The sequence below is a fragment of the Bacillus sp. FSL H8-0534 genome, from assembly GCF_038005885.1.
Lineage (GTDB): Bacteria > Bacillota > Bacilli > Bacillales > Bacillaceae_G > Bacillus_A > Bacillus_A pseudomycoides.
Genome location: NZ_JBBOUC010000001.1, coordinates 4,333,780 through 4,347,178 on the forward strand (window position 1 = coordinate 4,333,780; position 13,399 = coordinate 4,347,178).

General features: G+C 36.8%; 13 protein-coding genes. 10 read left to right on the forward strand and 3 right to left on the reverse strand.

All coding sequences use genetic code 11. The features are described from left to right. Positions 1-3 precede the first annotated feature (3 nt). The 7 genes from MHH71_RS22030 (at position 4) to MHH71_RS22060 (ending at position 7,448) form a co-directional block, all read left to right on the forward strand. Positions 4-816, forward strand: coding sequence for a pyruvate, water dikinase regulatory protein (locus MHH71_RS22030; protein ID WP_003200663.1), 813 nt, complete (start codon positions 4-6; stop codon positions 814-816). Positions 817-1,193: 377 nt separating this feature from the next. Beyond that, a complete protein-coding gene (locus tag MHH71_RS22035; RefSeq protein ID WP_006095996.1) occupies positions 1,194-1,652 on the forward strand; it encodes a YaiI/YqxD family protein in 459 nt (152 codons plus the stop codon). A gap of 38 nt (positions 1,653-1,690) precedes the next feature. Then, positions 1,691-3,487 (forward strand): DNA primase, encoded by a 1,797-nt coding sequence (gene dnaG / locus MHH71_RS22040; protein ID WP_006095997.1) that lies wholly within the window; start codon positions 1,691-1,693, stop codon positions 3,485-3,487. A gap of 59 nt (positions 3,488-3,546) precedes the next feature. Continuing rightward, entirely contained in the window at positions 3,547-4,668 is a 1,122-nt protein-coding gene (gene rpoD, locus MHH71_RS22045) for an RNA polymerase sigma factor RpoD (protein WP_003200669.1), read from the forward strand. 385 nt (positions 4,669-5,053) lie between these two features. After that, entirely contained in the window at positions 5,054-5,410 is a 357-nt protein-coding gene (gene cccA, locus MHH71_RS22050; RefSeq protein WP_003200671.1) for a cytochrome c550, read from the forward strand. Between the two features lie 212 nt (positions 5,411-5,622). After that, positions 5,623-6,330 carry a tRNA (adenine(22)-N(1))-methyltransferase gene (locus MHH71_RS22055; RefSeq protein ID WP_006095998.1) on the forward strand — a complete coding sequence of 236 codons (708 nt, stop codon included), beginning with the start codon at positions 5,623-5,625 and terminating at the stop codon, positions 6,328-6,330. Beyond that, positions 6,327-7,448 carry a Nif3-like dinuclear metal center hexameric protein gene (locus MHH71_RS22060; RefSeq protein ID WP_033796422.1) on the forward strand — a complete coding sequence of 374 codons (1,122 nt, stop codon included), beginning with the start codon at positions 6,327-6,329 and terminating at the stop codon, positions 7,446-7,448. The genes MHH71_RS22055 and MHH71_RS22060 overlap by 4 nt, the downstream gene beginning before the upstream one ends. Positions 7,449-7,680: 232 nt before the next feature. On the opposite strand, the gene MHH71_RS22065 is transcribed toward MHH71_RS22060, so the two are convergent. Next, on the reverse strand, positions 7,681-8,631 hold the full coding sequence (locus MHH71_RS22065; RefSeq protein ID WP_003200678.1) for a 4-hydroxy-3-methylbut-2-enyl diphosphate reductase: 951 nt from the start codon (positions 8,629-8,631) through the stop codon (positions 7,681-7,683). Positions 8,632-8,721: 90 nt separating this feature from the next. Then, on the reverse strand, positions 8,722-9,366 hold the full coding sequence (gene vrrA, locus MHH71_RS22070; protein WP_006095999.1) for a VrrA/YqfQ family protein: 645 nt from the start codon (positions 9,364-9,366) through the stop codon (positions 8,722-8,724). 181 nt (positions 9,367-9,547) lie between these two features. Between vrrA and MHH71_RS22075 the strand changes: the two genes are divergently transcribed. Together MHH71_RS22075 and MHH71_RS22080 are read left to right on the forward strand one after the other, a co-directional pair. Beyond that, positions 9,548-10,858: a DEAD/DEAH box helicase gene (locus tag MHH71_RS22075; protein WP_003208521.1), complete on the forward strand. Its 1,311-nt coding sequence runs from the start codon at positions 9,548-9,550 to the stop codon at positions 10,856-10,858. A 279-nt stretch (positions 10,859-11,137) separates the two neighbouring features. Continuing rightward, complete coding sequence (locus tag MHH71_RS22080) at positions 11,138-12,034, forward strand: deoxyribonuclease IV (protein WP_006096000.1); 897 nt, start codon at positions 11,138-11,140, stop codon at positions 12,032-12,034. Between the two features lie 20 nt (positions 12,035-12,054). On the opposite strand, the gene MHH71_RS22085 is transcribed toward MHH71_RS22080, so the two are convergent. After that, on the reverse strand, positions 12,055-12,309 hold the full coding sequence (locus tag MHH71_RS22085) for a DUF2624 domain-containing protein (protein ID WP_003200331.1): 255 nt from the start codon (positions 12,307-12,309) through the stop codon (positions 12,055-12,057). 151 nt (positions 12,310-12,460) lie between these two features. Between MHH71_RS22085 and MHH71_RS22090 the strand changes: the two genes are divergently transcribed. Next, entirely contained in the window at positions 12,461-13,339 is an 879-nt protein-coding gene (locus tag MHH71_RS22090) for a YitT family protein (protein ID WP_003200334.1), read from the forward strand. Positions 13,340-13,399: the final 60 nt, after the last annotated feature.

Here is a 13,399-nt window from a genome sequence, read left to right on the forward strand (position 1 = left end):
GTAATGGATAATAAAATCGTATATGTCGTATCTGACTCTGTTGGAGAGACGGCTGATTTAGTTGTTCGAGCTGCAATGGGACAGTTTCCATTTGCTCCTGATATTAGACGTGTACCGTATGTGGAAGATACAGGGACATTAAAAGAGGTAATTTCAATTGCGAAAAGTAATCGAGCGCTTATTTGCTTTACGTTAGTAAAACCAGAAATGCGTCAGTATTTGTTAGCAGAAGCGGCAAAAGAGGGTGTAGAGGCATATGACATTATCGGGCCTCTTATCGATCAAATCGAAGAGATTACAGGACAAGTTCCAAGGTATGAACCTGGTGTTGTTCGTAGATTAGATGAAGAATATTTTAAAAAGATTGAAGCAATTGAGTTTGCTGTTAAATATGATGATGGTAGAGATGCACGTGGGATTTTAAAAGCTGATATCGTTTTAATTGGGATATCACGTACATCAAAGACGCCACTTTCACAATATTTAGCTCATAATAAACGATTGAAGGTTGCGAACGTACCACTTGTACCAGAAGTGGATCCGCCTGAAGAATTATATCAAGTTGCAAAAGAGAAATGTTTCGGTTTGAAAATTACACCGGATAAGTTAAATCACATTCGAAAAGAACGATTAAAATCACTTGGGTTAAGTGATGGAGCAACATATGCGAACATCAATCGTATTAAAGAAGAAATTGATCATTTTGAGAAGGTAGTAAGTAAAATAAACTGTCAAGTTATTGATGTGTCAAATAAGGCAATTGAGGAAACAGCGAATATTATTGTGAATGCAGTGCAAAACCAAAAAATGTTTTAGCACATTTACCAAGGGTGAATGTGCTTTTTTCGCTCAAGATAAAGAAAAACTTTAATCAGTGGAGTTCTTCATCTTTTACTATTTGGGCTTTTACGGGTAGGTTGTCCCCCGCTTAACCTTTTACTTTAATCGGGAGTATTACTGCCCGTGAATAGCCGGATAAAATTTTAAAGGATATGTAGCGAAGTTAGAGAAAATATATTATAATAAAAAATTGTGATAAAAAGGTACATTTTACGTTTAGACTTTAATTTTTCAGAATAAACTAGGGATAGGATTTACGGAAAAGGTATGCATTTACGTAAAATCGACAAAAATCTGGACAAGAAAACGCACATTATGGAAGGATTCACAGAAGGGATGTAGAATACAGAAATATGCAAAACATCAGTAAGATTCTAGTTGATGCAGATGCATGTCCTGTGAAGGATGAAATTGTGCAAGCTGGAACAAAATTCCATGTCGAAATTTTGTTTGTCGCATCCTACGCCCATCGTTCGAAAAAACAGCAAGGGAATTGGATATATGTGGATTCTGAGCAAGATGAGGTGGATTTTTATATCTATAAACACGCCAAAGCTTCAGATCACGTAATCACACAGGATATGGGACTTGCTGGTCTTCTTGTAAAAAAGGGAGTATATGTATTATCTCCACGAGGTACATTTGTGACTGATGAGCAAATGGATACAATTTTATATAGTAGGTATGTATCTGCGAAGTTACGCAGACAAGGGACCTACACAAAAGGTCCAAAAGCATTTTCAACCCATGATCGACAATGCTTTTTAATAAATTTAGAAAAAATATTGTCGAATTATAAAGGAATCCTTTAATTTGTATCGAATACAAAATACGACACGGAGATGGAGTTATGGGGAACAGAATTCCCGAAGAAGTTGTTGAACAGATTCGGACATCATCTGATATTGTAGAAGTGATTGGTGAGTATGTTCAGCTCAGAAAGCAAGGGCGCAATTATTTTGGGCTTTGTCCATTCCACGGTGAGAATTCACCTTCATTTTCTGTTTCATTAGACAAGCAAATTTTTCATTGCTTCGGATGTGGAGAGGGAGGAAATGTTTTTTCATTTCTCATGAAGATGGAAGGGCTCTCTTTCATAGAAGCTGTGCAAAAGCTAGGAGAAAGAAATAATATTTCGGTTGTAGATTATACATCAGGACAAGATCAACAAGAGGACATATCTGATGACAGTGTCATTATGTTACAGGCTCACGAACTTTTGAAAAAATACTATCACCATCTTTTAGTAAATACTGAAGAGGGAAATGTAGCTCTTTCTTATTTACTAAATCGAGGTATTACAAAAGAGATGATTGCAAAGTTTGAAATTGGTTATGCATCTCCAGGTTGGGATGCAGCAGCAAAAATATTACAAAAAAGAGGTTTTTCGTTATCGACCATGGAGCAAGCTGGCTTGCTTGTGCGGAGTGAAAGGGATGGCAGTCACCATGACCGTTTTCGCGGAAGGGTTATGTTTCCCATTCACACACTACAAGGAAAAGTCGCAGCGTTTAGTGGAAGGGCGTTGGGGGATGATACTCCGAAATACTTAAACAGCCCAGAAACACCTATTTTTTACAAAAGCAAATTGCTGTATAACTTCCATCAAGCAAGACCGTTTATCAGAAAACGAGGGCAAGTTGTTCTATTTGAAGGATATGCTGATGTATTAGCTGCTGTAAAAAGCGGGATTGAAGAATCAGTTGCGACGATGGGAACAGCTTTAACAGAAGAACAGGCAAAACTTCTGCGGCGTAATGTTGAAACTGTTGTTCTTTGCTATGATGGTGATAAAGCAGGACGAGAAGCGACGATGAAAGCAGGACAATTGTTATCGCAAGTTGGTTGTCATGTGAAGGTTACTTCATTGCCAGATAAGCTTGATCCTGATGAATATGTGCAACAATATGGAACAGCGGCGTTTGAAAATCTTGTAAAGGCTAGTATAAGTTTTGTTGGATTCAAAATAAATTACTTGCGTTTAGGGAAAAATTTGCAAGATGAGTCTGGTAAAGAAGAATATGTGAAAAGTGTTTTAAAAGAGCTAGCATTATTGCAAGATGCAATGCAAGCGGAGTCGTATTTAAAATCATTATCGCAAGAATTTTCTTACTCAATGGAAACACTTTTAGGTCAATTGCACCAATATCGCAAAGAACAAAAGATACAGCAAAAACAAACGAAACAAATTTCTAAGCCGCCTCAAATTGTTCAGGCAAAACCGAAATTTTCAGGTTTTGAAAGGGCAGAAAGAGAGCTCATTTACCATATGTTACAAAGTGCCGAAGTTGCTTTCCGTATTGAACCTCATATAGAAGATTTTCATACGGAAGAACATAAAGGGATTTTATATGAACTATATGCATATTATGAAAAGGGAAATGAACCTTCAGTCGGGAATTTCTTGAGCTGGCTCTCTGATGAGAAATTGAAAAATATTATCACCAATATTTCAACGGATGAATTCATTAATCCAGAATACAGTGATGAAATATTGCAAGGTCACTTAGAGGCGCTAAGCCGCCACAAGCAAAAGCTTAAAAAGATGGAAACCATTTTTGCATTAAAGCAAATGGAAAAAACAGATCCAGTAGAAGCTGCAAAATTTTATGTAGCATATTTACAAAATCAGAAAGCAAGAAGATAGCTTTTTGTATAAAATTTTATTATAATGAATGTTTGTATCTCGCGTAAGGAGGGGAACAGATGGCTGATAAACCAGCTCGTTCTAAACAAATTGAAACTGATATGACTCTTGAGCAAGTGAAAGAACAACTCACTGAGCTTGGAAAAAAACGTGGCGTTCTTACATATGAAGAGATTGCAGAACGCATGAATGGATTTGAAATTGAATCTGATCAAATGGATGAATATTATGAATATTTAGGTGAACAAGGAATTGATTTAGTTGGCGACAACGATGAAGGTCCGAATAATCACCAAATCACAAAGACAGAAGAAGAATTCGATTTAAATGATTTAAGTGTGCCACCAGGTGTGAAAATCAATGACCCTGTTCGCATGTATTTAAAAGAAATCGGCCGTGTGGATCTACTATCTGCTGAAGAAGAAATTCGACTTGCAACCCGCATTGAAGAAGGTGATGAAGAAGCGAAGCGCCGTCTTGCGGAAGCGAATTTACGTCTTGTTGTAAGTATTGCAAAACGATATGTAGGCCGTGGTATGCTCTTCTTAGACTTAATCCAAGAAGGAAACATGGGTTTAATTAAAGCTGTTGAAAAGTTCGATTATCGTAAAGGTTTTAAATTCAGTACGTATGCAACTTGGTGGATTCGTCAAGCGATTACACGTGCCATTGCAGACCAAGCGAGAACAATTCGTATTCCCGTTCATATGGTTGAAACAATTAATAAATTAATCCGTGTACAGCGTCAATTATTACAAGATTTAGGACGTGAACCATCTCCAGAAGAAATTGGAGAAGAAATGGATCTTGCTCCAGAAAAAGTACGCGAAATCTTAAAGATTGCACAGGAGCCAGTTTCTCTTGAAACACCAATTGGTGAAGAGGATGACTCACATTTAGGCGATTTTATTGAAGACCAAGAAGCAACATCACCTGCGGACCATGCAGCGTATGAATTGCTAAAAGAACAATTAGAAGATGTGTTAGATACACTAACAGATCGTGAAGAAAATGTTCTACGTCTTCGTTTCGGTTTAGATGATGGACGAACTCGTACGCTTGAAGAAGTTGGGAAAGTATTCGGCGTAACGAGAGAGCGTATTCGTCAAATTGAAGCAAAAGCGCTTCGTAAATTAAGACATCCAAGCCGTAGCAAACGTTTAAAAGATTTCTTAGAATAGGGTTCTTTTTAAGTTTACTTCACATTTGTGAAGTAAACTTTTTTATTTTGTTAATTTTTGTTAAAATTTAGCTGCCAGTAACGATTACAATTCTTGTAATTTATTTTACAGAATTGTCTTTTGATTTGCAAATGCTCATTTTTCGATTTTTCGATTAATTTCGTTTATTCTATACAAAAATATATGTAGAAAAACAAAAAATATGATGAGAAGCGTTGATATTTATCAAAATAATATGGGATAAAAGGAAGAGAATCAATAAACTGAATTTATGGAATATTTTTAACAACTGATAGTTTTGTCTTTTCTGATAGAACGTTTTCAAGTACAATAGAAGTGACTGAATCATCTAACTATTCGGGGGTGTAGAGGGGGGAGAAGAGATATGAAACGTAATCCGTTGATTCCATTCGCTCTTATTGCAGCACTGGGCATTATCATTATGTTTGTATTTTCGTTTCAGGGGTTACATAAATCTAAAGAGCTTGCTGATGCAAAAAATGGTGGGAAACCTGCACAAACGGCATCGAAACCAGAAGATATTGTGAAACAAAGTTGTACGAGCTGTCATGGTGATCAGTTGCAAGGTGCAGTAGGTCCTAACTTACAAAAAGTTGGTGGGAAACTTTCCAAAGATGAAATTAAGGAAGTGCTTACAAAAGGGAAAGGAAATATGCCAGCGAATATAATCCCAGCAGATCAGGCTTCTAAAGTAGCTGATTGGTTATCAAAGAAAAAATAAAGTGAACCTTTAATCCGTGAGAATTGTATGATTCGCATGTAGTGGAATACGACCGATAAAACAAGTTCTTTGCTTATAGCAGGGAGCTTGTTTTTTCTTTCAATCTAAAATACGATGAAATAAATGAATTGTTTTGTTTCTTTACTTGCAACAACTACTGTAAATTCATTATCATGGAGACAGACTGACAAGAGAAGGAGTAATGGAAATAAATGAATGAAGTGAAGCTTTCAAAAAGATTAGAAGAAGTAGTGCGGGAGATTCCAGTAGGATCTACAGTTGCAGATATTGGTTCCGACCATGCGTATTTACCGTGCTATACAATCATAAATAATATTGCTACAAAGGCAGTAGCGGGAGAAGTGGTAGATGGGCCATTCCGTTCTGCACAGGCTACAGTAGCTGAGAGTGGCCTACAAGAAAAGGTAGATGTTCGTAAAGGAAATGGCTTAGCTGTTATTACACCAGGAGAAGTCGATGTTATTACAATTGCTGGTATGGGTGGAGCGCTAATTCGTGATATTTTAGAGAATGGAAAAGAAAAGCTAAATGGTGTAATACGTTTAATTTTACAGCCTAATATTGCTGCACATCATATTCGTGAATGGTTTATTGAAAATGGTTGGGAGCTTATTCATGAAAAAATTATAAAAGAAGACGGAAAGATTTATGAGATTTTAGTTGGGGAAAAAGGAGAACCGCTAACTCCTTATCATGAAAACAAACAAGCAGAGTTATTTATTGGACCATTTTTGATGAAGGAAAAAAGTGATGCGTTTGTAGAGAAATGGGAAAATGAACTGAAAAACTTTCAAAATATCCTGAAGCAAATAGAGCGTGCGACAGAATCAGAAGATACAAAGGCAAAACGAATTGAAGTAGTCGAGAAAATGAAAATGATAGAGGAGGTTTTATCATGAGTAAAATTCCAAATGGGCATGAAGTGATTTCTTTATTTGAAAGTATGTATCCGAAGCATTTAGCGATGGAAGGCGATAAAATTGGTTTGCAGATTGGTGCACTCAATAAGCCAGTCCAGCATGTATTGATTGCACTAGATGTTACAGAAGCGGTTGTAGAAGAAGCGATTCAAATAGGTGCGAATGTAATTATTGCCCATCACCCGCTTATTTTTAATCCGCTAAAAGCAATCCATACAGATAAGGCGTATGGTCGAATTATTGAAACGTGTATCAAAAACGATATCGCTGTTTATGCAGCGCATACAAATGTCGATGTAGCAAAAGGCGGAGTGAACGACTTGCTTGCTGAGGCGCTGGGATTACAAAATACAGAAGTGCTTGTTCCGACATACTCGGAAGAAATGAAAAAGATTGTTGTATGTGTGCCTGCAACGCATGCTGAAGAAGTTCGTAAAGCTCTTGGGGATGCTGGCGCTGGTTATATCGGCAACTATAGCCATTGTACGTTTAATAGTGAAGGAATAGGTACATTTATGCCTGGGGAGGGGACAAACCCTTATATAGGCGAAACTGGGCAGTTAGAGCGTGTAGAAGAGGTAAAGATTGAAACGATTATCCCAGCCCCACTAGAGCGAAAAGTAGTAAAAGCAATGTTAACAGCACATCCATATGAAGAAGTTGCCTACGATGTATACCCCCTTGATAATAAGGGAGAAACGTTAGGACTTGGTAAAATTGGATATTTGCAAGAAGAAATGACATTAGGCCAGTTTGCTGAACATGTGAAATCGGCATTAGATGTAAAAGGTGCGCGAGTTGTTGGGAATTTAGACGATAAAGTGCGGAAAGTAGCAGTGCTTGGCGGTGATGGGAATAAATATATTACGCAAGCGAAATTTAAAGGGGCAGATGTGTATGTGACGGGCGATATGTATTATCATGTTGCACATGATGCGATGATGCTCGGATTAAATATTGTGGATCCAGGACATAATGTTGAAAAAGTGATGAAACAAGGTGTGCAAAAGCAATTACAGCAAAAAGTAGATGAGAAAAAATTTGCTGTGCAAATTCATGCTTCTCAGTTACATACAGATCCGTTTACTTTTGTATAAGATCTAAAAAGAAAAATTATAAAATCTTTCTTTTTAGATGGAAGAGAGCATCCGGCTATGCATAGAAGTGGTCAGAGCCTTTTTTTGCCCCATGCCAAGTGAAAACAAAGAGAAAAAAGAATATAGGTAATTTTTTTGTTCTTCGTAGCAGCGACTTATATGTGAAAAAAATCAAAATAGATTTATATTGAATAAAAAAATCCGCTGCTAGTGAGTTAGCAACGGATTTTTTTTATTGTTGTTTTTTTACTTTTACACGTGGCAAGATTTTTTGAAGTGGTACGTTTCGTTTACGTTCCCAAGTTGCTGGGTTCATTGGGTCGTACTGTTCTAAAAAGGCGATTACTTCTTTTGTAATTGGCGTTGGTGTAGAGGCCCCTGCGGTAACAGCGACATTTTCGATCCCTTGCAGCCACTCTAATTGAATTTCGCTTACATCTGCAACGCGGTATGCTTTTGTACCAGCAATCTCTTGTGATACTTGGGCTAAACGGTTTGAGTTATTACTTTTTGGATCACCGACAACAATCGTTAAATCAGCCACATCTGCTTGCTTAGCAACTGCTTCTTGACGTACTTGTGTTGCTAAACAAATTTCTTTGTGAAATTCAGCTGTTGGGAATTTTTTCTGAATGTCTTCCATCAGGTGCTGAACGTCCCATTGACTCATTGTTGTTTGATTTGTTACTAAAATTTTCTCTGTTGGGATTTCTAGTGTCTCCAAATCATTTGCCTTTTCAATAAGATGAACGATGTCAGGTGCAATACCAACGGCACCTTCTGGTTCTGGATGTCCCTTTTTACCAATGTAAATCACATGGTATCCTTCCGATTTTTTTGTTTCGATAAGGTCGTGTGTTTTCGTAACATCTGGACATGTTGCATCGATTGTCGTTAACCCTTTTTCTTTTGCACGTTGTTTAACTTCTGGAGAAACACCGTGTGCTGTGAAAATAACAGTACCAGAATCAATTTTGTCTAAAATCTCTAATCGACTTGGACCATCTAATGTAATAATGCCATCTTCTTCGAAAGCGTCGGTTACATGTTTATTGTGAACAATCATACCTAAAATATAAATCGGTCTCGGTAATGTTTTATCTAGTGCAGCATTGCGTGCAATGACCATTGCATCAACAACACCGTAGCAATAACCACGAGGGGAAATTTTAACAATTTTCATGTGAGTAATCCTCTCCTTCTAAACAAGGAATCCTTTTTGTACATAGTCTTTTCCATTATAAAGGAGGAGCGGACAGAAAACAAAGGATTGTTAGACATATAGTTTCGGTTTTGGTGCCATACGCGGGATATTCTCCTCTTTCGGTAAGGCTCTTTCAATAACTGGTTCTAAAATTATTTTCTTCTTTTTTTTCTTTTTTGAAGGTGGTGGAGGTGTAGTAATTACTTCCACCTCTTCTGCGGATTCTTCAGCAGCACCTTTTCCAGAAGTGAGAATTTTTACGATGCTTGGTATGCTACGCACAATGGGTCCATACTGCTCGACGACAGGTCCAACAGATTGAGCGACTTGAGCAACTTTTTCAATGTTATTTAACATACCTGTTGGATTGGAGATTAAGTTGGAAAAAAAGCTGCCAATGCCACCGCCACCGCTAGCGCTAGGTATAATCGGTGCTGAGCTACGGATTTCATTCGGATTGTTCATTTGAGGTGGCATCATTTGTTGTGACTGCTGCATATAGGGCTGCTGATGTTGATGCATCATCGGTTGCCCCTCCATTTGTCGATAGGGAGGAACCATTTGCATAAAGGGCTGAGTCGGATCGTGTTTTTTGAATAGCTTCGAGAGAAATCCTTTCTTTTTTTGCATCATAGGAGGTAAATTAGGTATAGGATACGGGGTGTACGGTTGCTGTCCTGTATACATTTGTCCCATAGGAGAGTTCGGATACATAAGAGAACTCCTCCTTTCTTCAGTTAGGTATATACACATACAATATGCAATGAAAAGAAAGAAGGTTAGTTTTTGGAGTGAAAACCTAAACTAAAGATGGATTTTACTATTAGAGTTCGATATAATGTAGACTTGACTGATTTGTGCGCGCAGTAGAAATTTTAGAAAGAAGGTGTAACTTATGACACTACAAACATTTACACAATATAATTTTCAACCGTTTTTAATAGATGCAGTTCGTGAACTACGCTTTTCAGAGCCGACAGAAATTCAAAAGAAAATTTTTCCTGTTGTGAAAAAAGGTGTGAGTGTAATTGGACAGTCCCAAACGGGTTCTGGTAAAACACACGCATATTTACTTCCAACATTAAACCGAATTGATGCGAAACGAGAAGAGGTCCAACTTGTCATTACAGCGCCTACTCGTGAGTTAGCACAACAAATTTATCAAGAGATTGTAAAGTTAACAAAGTTTTGTGAAGAAGATCAAATGATTACAGCACGCTGCTTAATCGGAGGAACAGATAAGCAAAGATCCATTGAAAAATTGAAAAAACAACCTCATGTTGTTATTGGGACACCCGGGCGTATTAAAGATCTAGTAGAAGAAAAAGCGCTATTCGTTCATAAAGCTACTACGATTATTGTTGATGAAGCAGACTTGATGCTTGATATGGGATTCATTCAAGATGTAGATAAAATTGCAGCGCGTATGCCTAAAAACTTGCAAATGCTTGTTTTCTCTGCAACGATTCCTCAAAAATTAAAACCGTTTATGAAGAAGTATATGGAGAATCCAGAGCATATTCATATTAATCCAAAACAAGTTGCAGCAGGGAATATTGAGCATTATTTAGTTCCTTCTAGGCATCGTAATAAAATTGAATTAGTGAAAAATATGTTACTTCAATTTAAGCCGTATTTAGCAATCGTTTTTACAAATACAAAGAAAAAAGCGGATGAAGTTGCGGACGGATTAGCAGAGCGTGGATTAAAAGTAGGAAGAATTCATGGTGATTTATCACCACGTGATCGTAAAAAAATGATGAAACAAGTTCGTGACTTAGAGTTTCAATACATTGTCGCTACAGATTTAGCCGCACGTGGTATTGATATTGAAGGGATTAGCCATGTTATTAACTATGAACTTCCATCTGATTTAGATTTTTTTGTTCACCGCGTAGGAAGAACAGCTCGTGCTGGATATTCAGGAATTGCAGTGACGATTTATGATCCAGCAAATGAAGAAGCGTTAGATAGCTTAGAAAAACAACGTAATATCATATTTAACCATGTAGACTTACGTGGAGATGAATGGGCTGATTTAGGTGACCGCCGTCGTCGTAAAAGTCGTAAAAAGCCAAATGATGAACTTGATATTATGGCAACGAAAGTTGTTAAGAAGCCGAAAAAAGTAAAACCTAATTATAAGAGAAAACTGGCAACAGAACGTGCAAAAGTGAAGAATAAATACAGTAATAAAAAAAGATAAGGGGCGATCCCTTATCTTTTTTTATCCTTTTATTTGCGAATGTGAATCTTTCCTGTAGCAAAAATAAAGGCGTTAGGTGAGGACTAATAACCAGCAGGAATTAAGAAAAACGCTACTAATCTTGATATGCTAAGAAGAGTTCCATGTTTTAGAAGCAGGGGGCGTAACTTGTGAATCTGTTTTAGCAGTATGTTTATTGTTTTGTGAACAAACAATTCACTACATATTTCTACAAATTATGCTATCATTATAGCTATTGTATATTGAAGAGGTGATTATATGTTAAAGATTGGATCTCATGTTTCTATGAGTGGTAAGAAAATGTTATTAGCAGCAAGTGAAGAGGCTGCTTCATACGGTGCGACAACCTTTATGATCTATACAGGTGCACCGCAAAATACGAGAAGAAAACCAATTGAAGAGTTAAATATAGAAGCAGGGCGTAAACATATGGAGCTCAATGGTATTGAAGAAATTATTGTCCATGCACCTTATATTATTAATGTTGGTAATACGACAAAACCGGAAACGTTTCAATTAGGTGTTGATTTCCTGCGCATGGAAATTGAAAGAACGTCAGCGTTAGGTGTAGCGAAGCAAATTGTACTTCATCCAGGAGCTCATGTTGGCGCGGGAGCTGAAGCTGGTATTCAGCAAATCATTAAAGGCCTAAATGAGGTATTGACGCCAGAACAGACAGTGAATATTGCACTAGAGACGATGGCTGGAAAAGGAACAGAGTGCGGACGCAGCTTTGACGAAATTGCAAAAATTATTGATGGTGTAAAATATAACGAAAAGTTATTTGTATGTTTCGATACGTGCCACACGCATGATGCAGGTTATGACATTGTGAATGACTTTGACGGTGTATTAAATGAATTTGATAAAATTGTTGGGATTGATCGTTTGCAAGTATTGCATATTAACGATAGTAAAAATATACGCGGAGCTGGAAAAGACCGTCATGAAAATATTGGTTTCGGTCATATTGGTTATAAAGCGTTACACCACATCGTACACCATCCGCAATTACAGCATGTACCAAAAATTCTTGAAACACCGTATGTAGGTGAGGATAAGAAAGATAAAAAACCACCATATAAGTTTGAAATTGAAATGTTGAAGAGTGGCTCATTTGATGAAGGTCTTCTTGAGAAGATTAAAGAACAATAAGGAGGGGGATTTCCACCTCCTTATTTTAATAGTTTCTGAAATAGCGTATTTATTTGTTGAGCGGTAGATGGGGAAGTGACTTTTGCAATCTTTTTTAAAAGTTCTAGTCTTTCTCCTGTATCATAAATGTTGATGTTTTTCCCTTTTATTAAAGGGACAATTTGCTCAGCCTGTTCAGTTGTGATGGGAACTTCATATTCTTTACTATATTTCAATAATTCTTTTGTTGTCATATGATTTAATTTTTTGTTTACAATGTGCTTGATGAGGTTCATGATGTAGTCCTCCTTCAGTTGTTCTTATATCGAAATATATGTGCGGGATGCTTGTATATATTCGCATAGTAGATGCTTTTTTCTATAAGTAAAAGAAGACTATGTTATAATAAAAGAACAAAACTATATAAAAAGTATATAAGGAGGGTTTATGGAAAAAAAGCAACATAGAAAAGAAAGTATTATTCACCTATTGTATCGTTTAGTTATGATTGTCTTTGGTGCAACGTGTGCGGCAGTAGCTATTGAACTGTTTTTAATGCCAAATAAAATTATTGACGGTGGTATTATCGGTATTTCCCTCATACTAGATTATCTTACTCCAAACATTTGGTGGTTAAGTTTCTCTACTTTAGTTGTCATCCTCAATTTACCGTTTATGTATTCTGGGTATAAACAAATCGGGAAAACTTTTATGTTATCTTCTGCTTTTGCAATCGTCGCTTTAGCATTTATTGAGTCAACATTACATTCTTTCAAGCCTTTTACGACGGAACCGATTTTGGCAACCGTTTTTGGTGGTCTTATTTTAGGGATTGGTGTAGGGATTGTTATTAGGCATGGTGGTTCATTAGATGGAACGGAAATTATGGGAATTTTATTAACGAAAAAATTACCGTTTTCTGTTGGTGAATTTGTTATGTTTGTGAACTTATTTGTTTTTGCTTGGGCAGCATTTGTGTTTGGTGTCGAACAGGCGATGTATTCTGTTATGACATACTATATCGCATTTAAAACAATTGATACGGTTATTCAAGGATTGGATGAGACAAAAGCAGTACTGATTGTATCAGATCAGTATGAAGAAGTATCAAATGCCATCTTACACCGCCTTGGTCGTGGAACAACGAAACTCGTTGCTAAAGGTGGTTATACAGATAAAGAGAAAGAAGTAATTTATGCAGTTGTTACACGTCTTGAGGTAACAAAATTAAAATCAATTGTTCATGAAATTGATGAAAATGCCTTTATTACAATTATGAGTACGCAAGAGACAAATGGTGGTAAATTTAAATCCGCTATTCATTAAAAGTACATGTTCAAAAAAAGAAGATAAAGAAGGCCAATCAGTTCCAAAGTATGAGGAAAT